The sequence below is a fragment of the Flammeovirga yaeyamensis genome (genome assembly GCF_018736045.1).
GTDB lineage: Bacteria > Bacteroidota > Bacteroidia > Cytophagales > Flammeovirgaceae > Flammeovirga > Flammeovirga yaeyamensis.
Genome location: NZ_CP076133.1, coordinates 553,768 through 570,850, shown reverse-complemented (window position 1 = coordinate 570,850; position 17,083 = coordinate 553,768). Strand labels below are relative to the sequence as shown.

At 36.5% G+C, this 17,083-nt stretch carries 7 protein-coding genes; all 7 read right to left on the bottom strand.

The window, feature by feature from the left end:
- Window positions 1-7: 7 nt before the first annotated feature.
- Window positions 8-1,705 (bottom strand): RagB/SusD family nutrient uptake outer membrane protein, encoded by a 1,698-nt coding sequence (locus KMW28_RS22435; RefSeq protein WP_169662144.1) that lies wholly within the window; start codon window positions 1,703-1,705, stop codon window positions 8-10.
- A gap of 14 nt (window positions 1,706-1,719) precedes the next feature.
- On the bottom strand, window positions 1,720-4,563 hold the full coding sequence (locus KMW28_RS22430) for a SusC/RagA family TonB-linked outer membrane protein (protein ID WP_169662145.1): 2,844 nt from the start codon (window positions 4,561-4,563) through the stop codon (window positions 1,720-1,722).
- Window positions 4,564-4,569: 6 nt separating this feature from the next.
- Entirely contained in the window at window positions 4,570-6,300 is a 1,731-nt protein-coding gene (locus tag KMW28_RS22425) for a RagB/SusD family nutrient uptake outer membrane protein (protein ID WP_169662146.1), read from the bottom strand.
- A gap of 9 nt (window positions 6,301-6,309) precedes the next feature.
- Window positions 6,310-9,414, bottom strand: coding sequence for a SusC/RagA family TonB-linked outer membrane protein (locus KMW28_RS22420; protein WP_215585943.1), 3,105 nt, complete (start codon window positions 9,412-9,414; stop codon window positions 6,310-6,312).
- 290 nt (window positions 9,415-9,704) lie between these two features.
- Window positions 9,705-11,132, bottom strand: coding sequence for a sulfatase (locus tag KMW28_RS22415; protein WP_169662148.1), 1,428 nt, complete (start codon window positions 11,130-11,132; stop codon window positions 9,705-9,707).
- A 4-nt stretch (window positions 11,133-11,136) separates the two neighbouring features.
- Window positions 11,137-12,624: an arylsulfatase gene (locus tag KMW28_RS22410; protein ID WP_169662149.1), complete on the bottom strand. Its 1,488-nt coding sequence runs from the start codon at window positions 12,622-12,624 to the stop codon at window positions 11,137-11,139.
- Between the two features lie 113 nt (window positions 12,625-12,737).
- Window positions 12,738-16,814, bottom strand: a complete 4,077-nt coding sequence (locus KMW28_RS22405) for a hybrid sensor histidine kinase/response regulator transcription factor (protein WP_169662150.1) — start codon at window positions 16,812-16,814, stop codon at window positions 12,738-12,740.
- Window positions 16,815-17,083: the final 269 nt, after the last annotated feature.

Genomic DNA, 17,083 nt, shown 5'->3' with positions numbered 1-17,083 from the left:
ATTTCATTTACCATCCTTTGTTCTGAATAATAGCGTCACCTTTTAGGACTTCACGGTATGGTATTGGACCATAGATCATGTAGTCTTGGTAATTTCTATCTTCGACATGGACCTCTTGATAGGAAGTTGTTTGTGTGTCTTGATTTACATTTATCTCTATTCCATTTACTGGTGAATTTAATTCATTCAAATCGTAATTCCAGCGACGAACATCATAAAAACGGTGATTTTCGAAAGCCAATTCTATACGTCTCTCATTATGAATAAATTCTCTGAAACCATCACGACCAGTAATTGTATTTAAGTAAGCATCAGAATCAATTTTTGCTCTAGAACGAATCACTTGGATCGCTTCTTTTGCTGTCAATCTTCCAAAAGGAGGCACGGTGTTAGGACCAACCAATTCGTTGGCCGCTTCCGCATAGTTTAGGTAAGCTTCCACTTTTCTAAATAATGCGGTGTAATGTCTACCATTAGTGGTTGTACCTGGAGTGATACTCACGTTAGGATTGATAAACTTCTTTAAATAATATCCTGTTCTTGTCGCATACTCATTCACGTCTGCATGATCTTCACCTCCTACATAGGTATCGATAGTACTGCCTTTAAAGTCCATTCCATTATGAATTACCGTAGCATAAAATCTTGTATCTCTACCTTCGTAAGGTTTTTCTGGGTCATAACCAGAATCTGGATGATCTACTGGGTAACCGTTGGCCATTGGGAAAGCATCTACTAACTCTTGTGAAGGATTAGAGAAACCTTGACCGTTTAACGATGGAGGAAGATTTTTCTTTTCAATATCATTGTTATTCGAGTATCTACGCATAATTGGTTCACCTACTCTATCGTCAAAATAGATGTCGTCGTTCCAAGAAGGTAAACCACCCATAATATCGATCAACTTTTGGCTTTCGTACACTGCTCTACCCCAAGCTTCATCTGTGGTGATATCATCATTTTTATCATCAAATGCTGGACTTGCCGCATACAATGTCACAACAGAACGAAGTGCGTGAGCCGCCATTTTTGATGCTCTACCTACATTCGATTCTCCAAAATCAACATTATCACCTGTATATTCAAGTGGTAATAATTCGATGGCTACATCTGTATCAGCTAAAATTTGAGCAACCACTTCCTCGTAAGTATTTCTTGGCAATGTTTCGTTGATGGATACTTCATTTGTAATGATTGGAATACCCAACACCTGACCATTTTCTGCTAAACCGCCGTGTCTTCTCAAGACGTTAAAGTGATAATACGCTCTTAGGAAATGTGCTTCTCCTTTTAGTCTTCTTTTATAATTCTCGTTTCTAAGAGAGTCGGCGATGAAATAATCTACATCAAATCCTTTCATTAGAAAGTCGTTCATGTTTCTGATGATTTCATAAGAACCTGACCAATCGCCAATAGGATTCGACGATGGGTTCCAACCTCCAGCAGCCATTCTTCTTACCGTCGAATTGATTTGTCTTGTGACGCCATTATCGGTAGCACAATCCAAGATATCGTTTCCGTAAGTGGTGTAGAAATTAGGCAATCCTTGATATCCCGAAAGTAAAACCCCTTCTGCCGTTACTGGATGCGACCAAATTTCGTCTTCTGTTCTATTATTGTCTCTCTCTAATTCTAGAAAGTTGCTACAAGCTGATGTCGATAATCCAATCACCAAGCTTAATACTATGTATTTAAGATTCTTCATATCAATTACATCATTTAGAATTTAAAATGAGCACCTAAAGTGACACTTCTCATAATTGGGAAATTGGTAACGCCAGTGTTTGGTCGCTCAGGATCAAGGTTTTTGTTTTTGATGGATGTAAACTCAAACAAGTTGTTTCCTCTAAGCGTAAACGTTGACTCAATCCCTGCCATTTTCTTCACGATTTTCTTCGGCATTGTATAGCTTAACTCAACACTTTTGATTCTGAAGAAATTTCCTCTCTCCAACCAGAAATCAGAATTTTGGAAGTTGTTAGTAGATTGACCTGTCGTTAACGCTGGATATGTCGCCTCGTTTGCTGTAGCTTCTGTCCATGCCCCTCTAGCAATTTCAGAGTAGTTCATCAACCCATCAAATTGATAATACATACTAGAATTGTTTAAGTAATGACCTGCCAAACCTGTACCATGAACAAATAAGTTGAAGTTTTTATAACCGATGTTTAACTGAATACCGAAAGTCATAGTTGGATCTGTCGTTCCTAAGAATTCCTTATCGTCTTCATCAATTACTCCGTCGTTATTTAGATCTCTATATTTTATATCTCCCGGACGTAAAGGGCCAAATGTTTGGTGAGTAGATGATTCCACATCCTGAGCATTTTGGAAGAAACCTAAGTTTCTATATCCGTAAATATTACCAATAGGCATCCCTTTTTGGCTCAAGTAGTTTTCATCGTATTTAAATTCCAATACTTCGTCCCATTTCGTTTGCTGGTACATAAAGTTACCCGATACGCCAAGGTGCCAATGTCCTAATTGCTTCATGTAAGAAACCATCACTTCCAATCCGTTACTTAAAGTAGAATTGTAGTTCATCATCATTTGGTTACCACCCATATAATCTGGGTAGAAATCGTTCATGTATACAGGCATGTCTTTACGAGCATTTCTAAATACATTTGCTTCCATGTAGATGTTTCTGAACAATGCCAACTCAGTACCTAAGTTTAACTCTACCGACTTTTCGTACTCCAAATCTTCGTTTCCGTAGGCCTGAGGTACCCAAACTGGATATCTGTTATTGTTTGTTGGACCGAAACGAGCATCACCACTTTCACCGTAGCGAAGTATTTCACTATAGTAATTCAAAGAGTTGTTGTGTGCCAATACACCCGCAGAACCTTTTAATTTTAAGTAAGTCAACACATCATTATTTTTTAAAAAGTTCTCGTTGGAAACGATCCATCCAAGACCACCTGCGTACGTCCACATCGATTGATTGTGGTTCTGCAGTGTATTTGAGGCTACGATCACTGAAGATCCTTCTACTACATATTTATTGTTCAGCATATAATTGGCAGTTAGACCAGAGTGCAAGTGTTTGTGTACTTGGAAACTCTGACTATCCGAAGTAGATTGTACATAACCTACACCCGTTACCAATAGCTGATGAATTTCGTTGAATGTTCTATCGTAGTTAATCGAACCATAAAAAGCGTTGCTGTAATAATCACTTGATGCTTTCCTCACTTGGTCGTCTGATTTTAAACCAGAGTTCACCAATTGGTACTTGTAATCATCGCCTTGCGGCATTACTACTGCATAGCTATTATATCCTTCGTTCTTACCATATCTAAACATAGAGTTATAGTCCATAGAAGCATATACATCTGCAGACAAACCCTTTACATAATCGTCGAAATCGAACTCAAATCCCATACGAGTTTGAATATTCTTATCGTTCTGAATATCGTAACCTCCATAATTTAATTCACCATAAATGTTTTTTGGGTGATTTAAACTACCTCCTAAAATGGTGTTTTCACGGTTCGTACCTTCCTGAATGAAGATAGGATATTCGTTCGCTCTCGTAGCGGATAAGTCCGTATAAAAATCAGCCGTTGATATGGCTGGCTTATTTCTAAATTCTGCTCTACCTGCTACGTCAGTTTTTAATGTAGCCCACTTCGATAATTCGATGTCTACATTGGCTCTCATATTAAAACGCTCATAAGTAGTTTGGTAACCTAATGCTTCCAAACCGCCATCACCTGTATACCCTAGATGTGCAAAGAACTTCGTCTTTTGTGTACCACCTTGGAAGTTCAAGTAACCTTTTTGATACGTTGCCGATTCCTTTAAAGCAAAAGATCTGTAATCGTTATTCGGATTAAGCAACGGATCTGAACCATTTCTATAAGCATTGATTTGTTGATCGCTATAGTAAGTCGGTAAACCATCGTTTAATCGTGCTTGATTATAATATTGAGCATATTCGTCGGCCCCTAAAAACTCTGGAGTACTTGTTGGAGTTTTCATACCAAACTCAAAACCACCAGAAATATGTAAACCTGTCGATGCGTTACCTCTTTTTGTCGTAATTAAAACCACACCATTAGCTGCTCTTGAACCGTACAAAATCTTAGCCGTTGCATCTCTTAATACAACTACCTGATCAATTTCTTCCGGGTTCAAATCTTGCCAAGGTCTGTCAATTCCATCCACTAAAAATAGAGGAGAATTGGAATCGTTTCTATCTTTACCTCTAACATATATCGATGCTCCACCTCCGCCAGGAGTGTTCGCATTTGTTGTTACCTGCAAACCTAAGATTCTACCTTGCAAGGTATTCGATAAGTTCATTTCGTTGGAAGTCGATAAATCATCTCCATGAATGCCATTCGCCACTCCAACAAATCTATCTTTCGATACCTTTCTAAAAGTATTATCAATTTCGCCGGTTACACCTGAATTGATTGTTTTCTTAAATCGTTCAGTAGCATTCGACGTTTCCCTAACAGGAATTTCTATCTCGTCCTGAGCATTCACGTTCCCTACCATGAAGGTAAATAAGGAAGCCAATGCTATAGTATATATTTTTTTATTGTACTTCATAATTTATTACCATCCTGGATTTTGAGTGAAATTTTCATTTTTACTTACTTCCTCCAATGGGATAGGATACCAATAGTTTCTCTCTGCGAAGTTCCTTGCATTTGGAATCTCAGGATACTCGTAGGTAGCATCATCTCCGTTTTTGGTAATGACTACTTTGCGCACTGTTCTGTAATCTTGAACAGCCGTTTTCCATCTTCTTGAATCGAACCAACGGTGTCCTTCGAAACAAAGTTCTACCGCTCTCTCGTTTCTAATTCTATCTCTAAAAGCCTCTTTGCTTGATGTATATTTTGAATTTACATCTGGCATTCCTACTCTATTTCTGATGATATTGATGGCTTGCACTGCTGAAATACCTGTTTCGGGAGCCGCTGCAGTAGGACCATAGACCTCATTGGCTGCTTCTGCAAAATCCAAGTACACTTGTGCATATCTGATATAAACCCATGGCATGAAGTGCATACCGTATCTGTTTTCCCAACGGTTACTTCCTTCAGGCCAGTATTTCTTTACGAAATAGCCGGTCAATGATCTTTGGTTGATTGGTAATTTATCTTCTCTACCACCCGTATATGTTTCGATATACAATTGTGTATCTCCATTCATTCCCCAAGGGGCACCATCATAGAGTATGTTGTTGTAGAAACGTGGGTCTCTATTCTCGTAAGGCTTGCTTGGATCATAACCAGAATCAGGATCTGAAATCGGTAAACCGCTAATCATTTCATAACGATCTACTGTATTTTGAGTTGGACCTGTTGTGGCATTACCTCCGCCATAGGATTGTGGAATAAAATGGTTTTTCAAGTCTTGTGCACTACGAACACCTGTGTGTCTCCAGAAAATGTATTCTGAATTGGCAGGTTCGAATTCACTGTAAAAAATGTCTCTGTAATTATCTCCATTCAATAATGCAATACCATATTCTCCAGCATTTCTAAACAAATCACCTTGTGTTTTCATAGCGGCTTTCAACAACTCATGATTGTAAGTGGCACTGTTGCCAGAATGCTGTTGCATTAAAGGAGAAGCCATGTACAATTGAATCATTTCTTTCAATCCCAAAGCACTACCTTTTGTCACACGACCCAATTGATTCAATTCCCATCTTGTTGGTAATAATTCAAAAGCCATGTCCAAATCGTTCAGGCAATCTTCTGCACTTTCTACAAAGTTTCTTCTAGGAAGATTAAAATCGGTATCAGGAGTAAACGATGCACTCATTTCTGGCATTCCTCCCCAACGAATTATTATTTGGAAATAGTGCCATGCTCTCATAAAGTAAGCTTGTCCTAATAACTCATCGATCTGTTGTTGAGTAGCATCCTCCAACATTTCGATTCTTTCGATACTAATGTTTGCCGCACGAATAGCTTGGAAACCGTTCGCAATTACAGGAGAACGAGAACCAATACCATGACTACTCATTTCCCAACCGATCTCATGTTGTTGTGCATTACCTGGTTTCGAATAAAAACCACCTGCATTCATATCATTCTGAACGGTCCAGTTCGAATTGTTTTCTGTTTCATCACTAAAACTACCCGAATCAAAACGACGTCTCCAATCGAAGTAATCGTCCAAGTAAGCATATAACTGATCGTTAAATGCTCTGTATGATTCGTAGTTTGTAAATACTTCAGATTCTGTTACTCCTTGATCTGGTGAACGATCTAAAAACCTTTCACATGAAAAAAGACCAAGTCCTAATAGTAATATGATTAATTTTTTCATTTTCATTTCTTATAATCCAAATCGTAAACCAAGGTTAAATCTTCTTACAAGTGGATAGGCAGCGTTTGAGTTTGCTGGATCTAGTCTACTATCAAAACTTGTAAATGTAAACAGGTTGTTACCCGAAGCATACACATAAATGTTTCTGTAGAAGTCCGATTTCTTGCCTTTGATGTTATAACCCATCTCCAAGTTTTTCAATCTCCAATACGAAGCATTTTGCCATCTATATTCTGTAGAATTGTTGTTGTGCTGCATGTTTTGGAAGTGTAATGTTGGATTGGCATTCGCATCTCTTGTGTATGGATTCCAAGTGTTTGTGTGTACTTCGTCCAATACATAAAATCCTTTTGCAAATCCCCACATCATATCGTCCGAAATGTTGGCGTAGTTACCATTCACACCATAGAATAAAGCAGAAACTGTAAAGCCTTTATAATTTAATGATAGGTTCAGACCATATGTTTTCGTTGGAACATCCAATCCTTTTAAGGCCGTTTGATCGTTAATATCTACACTACCATCGCCATTAAAGTCAATGTATTTGATATCACCCGGAATAGGGTTACCACCTAAGTTAGTATTTGGAGAGTTGTAGATATCGTCCCAATCTTTATATAAACCATCAGTTACATATCCTTTTTTCCATCCAATCGGCTTACCGGCATCCTTCTGAGAATCTGGCAATAAGTGTGGATCATCTCTGTTGATGATTCTACTTTCGTTCACCGAGAAGTTAGGGGCAATACCAATTTGTAAATGCTCACCGATATTAAAGTCATAACTTAATGTTACTTCAAAACCTCTTGATTTTACCTCACCAATGTTAGCATATGGATTCTCTGGGAAACCTGACCAAGCTGGAATATTTCTTCTTTCCATCAAGATATCGTAGCGGTACTCGTCGAAAAGATCTAAAGTGAATCTCCAGTTTTTGAATACTGTTGCTTCAAAACCTAAGTTTTGTTTCACTGCTTTTTCCCAAGTAGCATTTTCGTTAGGAATTCTTCCTTCGAAATAGTGTGGTGCCCAGTTCGTTGGATCCTGACCTAAACGCCAGTTGATGTTGCCATCTTGGTAATACTGTCCAAAGTACAAGTGACGCGTATTGTTATTGATATGCGATCTACCTACAGTACCATATGAATATCTTACTTTAGCACTGTTTAGCCAATCGGCATTTCTAAAGATGTTTTCCTCAGATATCACCCAACCCAATGCAAACGATGGGAAAACACCAAATCGTTGTCCTGGAGCAAAGTTATCCGAGCCGTTTACACCAACGTTTACTTCGGCTAGATACTTCATTTTGTAATCGTAAGTTACTCTACCCGCCCAGTTTTCCTCATAGAATGGAAAAGATACTTCTGGAGAATTAATTCTTCTTGAGAAGAGTAATAAACCTGTTACAGAGTGGTCACCAAATGTTCTATTATATCTAGTAGAGAATTCATATAACATTGTTTTTCGGAACCATCCATAATCCCAGTTATTTATCGTTACCGGCTGTTCTACGAAGTTTGCATCTGGGTAACGTACTCTATTTTCTGATTCTGGAGTAGGATAATGGAACATTACACGGTCTTTGCTAATTGTTTTGTTAAACTGCGTGTAAGTATCAAATGCTATTTTGGCTCTAAAAGTTAGTCCTTTAGTAATGAAGTCTAGTTTCTGATCCAATTGTAAGTTGGTAAACAATTCAGATCTTCTTGTTTGTCCACTTCCTGATTCATTTAAAATGGACATCGGGTTATCACCACCATTAGGATCAATACCACCATACGATCCATCTTCAAATCTTACAGGATATAAGTAAGACGGCGTTCTGTAGATCTTTTTAAAGAATTCTTCTTTTTGATAATTACTTGTTCTTACTTCTGCCGGACTTGAATATCTTTTCTGATTACCAGAGATACCAAAATCGACACTTGTTGTCTTTGTAACGTTGAATTTTAAATTGGTTCTGAAGTTCAAACGGTCATTCGAGAAACTTGGATCGTAATCTTGTTGAGGATTCGACTTCAAAATATCTGTCTCTTTCAAATAACCCACCGATGTGAAATATTTAATTTTTTTCGTTCCCCCTGAGATGTTAAAGTTAGTTTTTGATTGATAGCCAGTACCTACTACCTCGTCCCACCAATCTACTTCTGGATATTTTTCCATATCTCTATTCGGATTCTCCCAGTTTCTGATATAGCTTTCTGGAATCATTTGATCCCACAAACCATCGTTGGCTAACGCTTGATTGGCTAATCTGAAAGTGGAAGGCATATCCAAACGAGAAGAAGTATTCATTGGCGTTTTCATACCTACTTCTTGTGAGATATTTATTCTTGTTTTTTCCTCCGAACCTTGTTTTGATGTCACCAAGATAACACCGTTGGCACCTTTTACACCAAATACAGCTGTTGCAGAAGCATCTTTCAGTACTGAGATGGACTCCACCTCGTTGGGATCAATATCATTAAAACTTCTTTCTACTCCATCTACTAATACCAATGGAGAGTTATCGTTCCAAGAAGAACGACCTCTAATTAAGATTTGTGCTTCGTTCTGACCCGGCTCTCCACTCGATTCAATAACAGTCATACCTGCTACTCTACCTGTTAAAGCACTGGTCATGTTAGTTGCACCACCCGATTCTAAAAGTTCTTTTGTTGGAGTAGTTTCTATGGCACCTACAATACTTTGTTTCTTTTGTACACCATAACCTACTACCACTACCTCGTCTAATAATTCTTCATCAAGGTTCATTTTTACATCCAAGACCGTTTGTATACCAACAACCTCTTCGTGATTTAAATAACCTATAAATGAGTAAACCAAAACATCTTTTGGTTGAACAGAAAGTTTGTAAGATCCATCAAAACTTGTAATTGTTCCTTTAGTAGTTCCTTTTATAAGGATAGACACACCTGGCAATGGCTCTCCCATTTCATCGGTGACTACTCCAGAAACGATCATGTTGTCTTGAAGGTCTGTTGAAGGACTTTCATAAGCATTAGCATTTGCTAAAGTTGATAAACTAAACAATAGCGAAAATGTCAGATAAAAAATACTTAATTTACCAATGCTATGAGTTACCCTAAAATGAGTAAACTTCTTTTGCATAATTAAAAAAATATTAAAGTGTTCTTATTGAGAATAGAACCTATTCTATTTCATTTCATTACAAAACAACATCTTTAAAGGGAGTTTGAACCCCTAATTTTTCATTAAAAAAGGGGGAAAAACTAATAAAAATCTGCGTTTAGACGTATTTATGGACAGTTTTAAAAAAATTAGTAGTCTTTATTTACTTATTTAAAAAATATCAAAAAAAGGATATTCTTGTAACGTAAATTTACAAAAATATCCTTTAATAATCGTCTCTCTTAATCTCAAAAATCTCAGTGGAGATGTTAATTAGAATGTTTCTTCTTGTGATCCCCTCTTTTATATACCGGTCGATAGTTTTCCGGTGTTTTTTTCATGGCCAAAGGAGCATTGGTTTTCTTCATCCACTTCTTTAAATCCTTTAGCATTTCATCTCTTTTTTTAATCTCTACCAACGATAAATCCTTCATTTCTGATGGGTCGTCTTTTAAATTGTAGAGTTCAACCATATGGTTGGAATCCATATTTTTCTCCCCTCCATCAAGTACATATTCCTCGTGGAAGAATAACAGTTTCCAATCACCATTAATCGCTACGGTAGTTGGTCGGTTTCTAAAATATTGATCTCTCGCCCCTCTTGCATTTTTACCATCTAGGTAAATAGGGTAGTGATAATAAATCGTTGATCGTGATAAACTTTCCTTTTTCTGAGTCAATAGAGGTACAAAGCTTTCTCCATCCAACACCTTATCTTTGGCTTTTTTTATCCCTGCCAACTCTAAGAAAGTAGGGTAAAAATCGATATTGATAATTGGTTCTGTTGATGTAGCTGGAGTAATGCCTAAAGGCCACCTAACGACTAAAGGAACACGAATCCCACCTTCGTACAACATTCCCTTTGCTCCTCTTAGTGGAGTCTGCTTTACACGACCAATAGCTCCGTTATCAGAAGTGAAAATGACAATGGTGTTATCATCAATTCCTAAATCCTTTAACTTCTTCATAATAATCCCCATACTTTCGTCTGTATGTTTTACCATGGCAGCGTATTGAGCGTTTTTATGAATTTTACCTTTCTCTTTACCTTCAAAGTAATCGATCATTGGCTGACGTGCTTCCCACTTTGTGTGCACGGTGTGATGCGATAAGTACAAGAAAAAAGGTTGATCTTTTTGATCTTCCAAAAACTGACAAGCTTTCTCCGTTAAACTGTAGATATCTTTAGGATCGTCTGTTTCCTTAAAGTTGATCTCGCTTGCATCCGTTTCTCCATCAATTTCAAATCCTTGATCTGATGCTAAACCTTCGATATGCCACTTCCCAAAAATACCCGTTTTATAACCTCCGTCTCTCAAGGCTTCAGCCAAAGTATAATTCTCTAAAGGCAATCCCTGATCAGGTACAGGTTCCAAACGCATTTGCTCTTCAGGTCCTCTTTTAGAATTCCAAACCGCCACTTTACCATGTCTTGGAGAATATTGACCTGACATTAAACTTGCTCTTGAAGGAGCACAGTTTGGTCCAGCTGAATAAGCATTATGAAAGACAAATCCTTCTGATGCCATTTGATCCAAGTTAGGCGTTTCGTGATAATCTGATCCCATAAAAGCAGGGTCTTTCCAGCCCATATCGTCTACAAAAAATAGAACGATATTGGGCTTTTTATCTTGAGAATAACTATTTGATATCATCAATAAAGAGAAACAAATAGTCATTAAGCTTTTTATTTTCATGAGATTACATGTTTTCTCCTTGGAAAGGGAAAGTCGTAGAAGTAGTACGGGCAGTATTAAAAATTTCTTGTGCCTTTTGTACTAATTCAGGTTTCTGCTTTGCTAAGTTCTTACTTTCTGAAGGATCGTTAGAAAGATCGTAGATTTCGATTTTCTTACCTTTCTTCAAGTTGTATTGAACCGCTTTCCAGTTCCCCATTCTTACTGCTCTTCTTCCACCTTTCTCGTGGAACTCCCAGTATAAATAATCGTGTTTAGCTTGATCCTCTTTTTCTCCTTTTAAAGTAGGTAAGAAAGAAATACCATCAATATTTTGTTCGCTTGGAATCTCAACATCTAAGATATCTGCCACTGTAGGTAAAACATCCCAGAATGCTGATGGATGATCAGATACTTGATTTTTAGAGATGGTATTTGGCCAAGAAACAATCATTGGTACACGGATACCACCTTCATATAAATCACGTTTTACTCCCTTAAAAGGACCAAACGAGTTAAAGTAATAGGGATCTGCTCCACCTTCTTTGTGTGGACCATTATCAGAACTGAAAATCACGATCGTATTATCATCCAAACCATGTTCTTTTAGCTTTTCCATTACATCACCCACAGAATTATCTAAGTAGTGCATCATAGTAGCAAATGCTGCTCTTGGATATTCTTGATCTCCATATGCTCCTTTGAAGAAGCGATCTTCGTGAGATAATTTAGGATCGTGGTTTACCTTGTTTACATAAGGCTTTCCTTGAGGATACTTCTCTTTATACATTTGGAAAAGTGAATCTTGAGGTACCACCATTTCCGCATGAGGAATCGTGTAAGGCAAGTATAAGAAGAACGGCTTATCTTTATTTTGATCTATGAACGACAATGCTTGCTCGTGAATCATATCGTGAGTATACGTCATGTGACCATCTGTATTTTTTGGAAGAGGCACTTTAGTACCATTATGTCTTAAGTATAATGGGTAATACGTATGTGCCAACCTCTGACAGTTATACCCATAAAACTCATCGAAACCTTGTGCATTTGGAGCACCTTCCGATTGTGGGTAACCTAAGCCCCACTTACCGAACATACCAGTTACATACCCTTCTTGCTTCAACATTTTAGGTAAGCTATAAGTATCTGCAGGAATTGGCACCTGACCTTCCGGCATTACTTCTTTATTACCTCGAATAGGTGTATGCCCTGTATGCATACCTGTTAAAAGAGTTGATCTCGAAGGAGCACAAACACTACTACCTGCATAATGATCCGTAAAACGGATACCACTTTCTGCTAAAGCATCGATGTTTGGTGTTGTGAATTTCTCCTGACCATAACAACTAAAATCACCCCATCCTGCATCGTCTGCTAGTATGTAAATAATATTAGGTTGTTTGATGTTTTTGTTTGCTGTCTTTTTATGTGGAGTCGCACATGAACTAATCCCATAAAGTGCTAATACATATAAGGCTACTTTTATAAGACGATGTTGTAATACATTCATTTGATACTAATCATTTATTCTTTAATCGATAACCAAATTTAAAGGAGTCATTTCTTTTAGTTAGGGGTGATATTCATCAAAAACGACCTAAATTTTAATTATCGAGGAGGGTACTAATTAGTAACCTCTTCTTGTTCAGTAATTTTACTCATTTGTTTGATGTACTCCGAGGCCGACATTCCATAGTGGTCTTTAAAGCACTTTCTAAAATACTTCACATCGTTGAAACCAATCTCATAGGCAATCTCAAAGATCTTTAAGTTAGAAGATAACAGTAATTCACCCGCCTTACGCATACGCACATCTTTAATAAACTCTACCAAAGATTTCCCTGTTACGTCTTTCATCTTCTTGTATAAAGCCGATTGAGACATGGCCATTTCATCTACTAAAAGCTGTACATTCAGGTTAGGATCAGATAGATTCTTTTCGACGATTTCTATGGTTTTTTCTAAGAAATCGTCTTCCATCTCTTTGGAATATTTACTTAATGGTTTTTGCAATTGCATCACTCCTTGATACATCTGCATCACATGTTCCTTATTTTTCAAGACGTTAATGACTTTCTGCTTAAGAATACTAGGTTTGAAAGGCTTGGTAATGTAATCATCTGCTCCAGTTTCCAAACCTTCCAACTGATGTATCAACGATGTTTTAGCCGTCAATAAGTAGATTGGAACATGCCACAATTGTTCGTTGGTCTTGATATGATGACACAATTCTGTACCATTCATCTCCGGCATCATCACATCGCTAACGACCAAAGAAATGTTTTTATCTGCATGTAAAATATCCAAAGCTTCTTTACCATTTTCCGCTTTCTTGATCTTACAAGTATCTTTCAAAAGATTGGCCAAGTATTGAAGAATCTCTTCGTTATCCTCCACTAAAAGCACTGTCTGATTTTCGAAAGTTACCCCTCCTACTTCCTCAATATCCACATCGTTTTGCACATAATAACTTTGCGGCATCACTTCTTTACTCTCTACATCTTTTAAAGGTAAATCGATGATGAAGCTTGTTCCTTTTCCTTTTTCACTTTCTACATGAATATCTCCTTCATGTGCCTCAATCACACTCTTGGCAATCGATAGCCCCAACCCAGTGCCTTTGATGTTGATAGAGTTGGCATTTTTTGTCTGATAAAAGCGATCGAAAATCTTATCCAAAGCATTTTCATCAATACCTAGTCCGTTATCAATGACTTTTAAGATTAACTTTTTGTTGGCTTCGTCGACTAAAACATTTAGGGTAATTGTACCTTTTGTTTCTGTAAACTTGAAGGCATTTGAAAGTAAATTATAGATAACAGACTCTATCTTTTCTGCATCATAATGCACTTTTATTGGGTTTTCCGGTACCTGCAGTTTGAAATCAATTCCTCTATCCTTGGCTTTCAGTTTAAACGAATTGAAGATATTTTCTATAAAGTCGATGAACTCGAAAGTAGTGTTATTCAACTCCAGTGTTTTATCGAACTTTCTGAAATCCATCAGCTCGTTCACCAATCGCAATAGCTTATTGGTTTGCTGGTAACTCAATGATATTTTTTCCCTTACATCAGGAGAGATCGACTTGTTTTGTACCACCTCATCCAAAGGACCTTGCATTAAAGTTAATGGTGTTCTTAAGTCGTGGCCTACATTCGTAAAGAACTCTAATTTCTGCTCAATTAATTCTTCGTCTTTTTCTCTTTGATTCTGAGCAAATACCAATTGAGTTTTTAATTTATGCTGATGAATGAAATTATAGTTTATCAATAAAATAACGATAACAAATATACACACAAAAGAAGCTATAGAGTACCACCTTTGCCACCAGGGTTTTTCGATTTTAAACGAAATGGTTTTTATATCCGACCAAGGACCATTATGCAATTTACCTCTTACCTTAAATGTATATCGGCTGCTTGAGAGATTTGAATAGTAAGCTGAGTTGTTTGCATTAGAAGTCATCGTTTCTATCCAATCCTCGTCGTACCCTTCCAATAAATATTGATATTCTATCTTATTGACTTCGCTTGGGCTGTTGCCAATAAATGATATGGAGATGTCTTTTTCGTTTGGGTAGAGTAAATAGCTTTTCTTTTCTCTTAACTGACTATCCAATAGAACTCTTCCGTTAAATTCCTTATCAAAAACTAACTTTTGATGATTGATTTCCAAGCCACTTATATCCAATCGGATTTTTTGTGTTTCCTTTTTCCAATTATTGATATCAATTAGCGTCAAGCCATCTACTCCTCCAAAGAACATTACACCATGACTGTCTTTAAAATCAGCATTGACCTTAAAGCCATTTTCGGCATGAATTCCATCGGATTTACCATATCTTGTAAAGGTCTTACTTTCCTTGTTAAAGCTAGTAATTGAAGTACCGGCTATCCAAATATCTCCATTAACATTATCGACCAATAACCCTTCGATATCATCTTCGTACAAACCGTTCGAATGATTGTAACGTTGGAAAATACCTCTTTCTTCATCAATTAAACAGTTGAGACCACCACCAATCGTACCTGCCCAAATTAAGTTATCCTTATCTCTAACTATAGAAAAAACAAAGTTACTACTTAGGGTATTTTCATTTCCCACGGAGTACATGTATTGCTTTGCATTTACGAACTCATCGTTCTGAAGTTCTAATTTTATTAAGCCTTTATCTCGAGTACCTATCCACAATAAATTCTTATCGGCCTCATATAACATAGAGTTGATGATCGAAAGCGTAATGTTTTTTACTCTCTCAATATGCTTAAACTTCTTAGTATGAATATTATAACAATAAATACCTCCGTCGTTGGTAGCTATCCAAGTGTTATCGTATTTGTCTGTAATTACTTTACGAATATGAAATCGTTTTGGATATTGTAACTCCTTTGGAAACTTGATCTGATTGAAACTTACATTTTGCACTTTATCAAATGGTCGGGTTGAAATATATAAACCATACCCTGAAGTTCCCAAAATAATATATTTAGAATCTGATACCGTAATGGTATTTACTGAACACTTTATATCGTTCTTTAATTTGGCGTGTTTAACATCCTTTTTAAAGTCTTTTGTTACAAAATGAACTCCGTTATTCGATCCCAAAATGTAATAATCGTCAACTTCTGACATACTTTTGGAGTAAGTAAAGTCGAAATTATTATTATCGTTAATATCTATATGTTTAAAATTCGATTCTTTTAAATCGGTATATCTCACCCCGATCGAATTACAACCAATCCAAACTGTATTCGATTTATCTTCGAATAAACTAATTACATTGGATGTTGATAAGTTTTTATCTTCTAATAAATGAAACTGAAGGTTTTCTTCTTTATTCATGGTCCAGATTCCAACAGAAGTTCCTATCCAGAAAGAATCATCGGACGCCTTAAGCAGGCTATTTATTCTACTTATAGAGGATTGTGGTTGGATTTTTTTAATGGTTTGTTTGTATAATGAAACTTTAAATAAACCATTATTGGCTCCAATGAGGTAGTTTCCTCCGTTTAATTTTAGAATAGACCTTACTCCTTTTAATTTGCTTTCCGATCCCCTAAACTTTTTAAAGTTTGCATTATTTCTCTTCTTAAAATACAATCCATTTCGTTTACCAATCCAAATTGTTCCTTGATCATCGTAGTAAATCGACCTTACAAAGTTTTCGGTTTGAGTAGGTAAATTGAAAGGTATTTCTTGAATATTCTTGATATTTCCATCTTTCTTTAAAGGCAGTTTATATACTTTACTACTTGTTGAAACAGCATATAAGCAATTGCCTTCCTTGTTTATTGTCATAAATATTAATGACAGGTTCTGAATATCAAAAAGCTTGTTACCTTCTTTGTTATTGACTAATTGATGATGTTGTACTTTATGTGTTAAAGGATGAAATGACGATATACCCGATTCCTCTGATAATAACCATAGGAAGCCAAATTTGTCCTTTTTCATTTCCACCAAACGATTTGATTTTAACCCTTTGGACTTATCAAAAACTTCAATTTTTTCACCATCAAAATAGTTTAATCCTTTTAAGGTAGCAATCCAAATGTAGCCATAATCATCTTGACAAATTGCACGGACATCGGAATGAGACAACCCCTTTTCCACCGTAATTTTCTTTAAATCCAGTGGCGAAGAAGCATGCATGTTTATGGACAATAGACATACAATGTATAATAGTATAATTCTTATCATTTCAATTTAAGCTGTTAGTAAAGGTGATGATCAAAAAGTTATTTAGTTCTGAAAATGGACATTCAATCGTTAGTATGATCATCAAAAAAATAGAGTGGTTTTCTCTATCGTTAAAATTACAACTAATCGATAAATATCCTATACAAACATAGCGTTTGATACTATTAATAAAGGTGAAAAATTCATATTCCATAGGCTAAAAATTGGTATTTACGCCTCCTATAAGAGTATTTAGGCCATTTTTGAAGATTTAGGTGTGAAATTCGTGA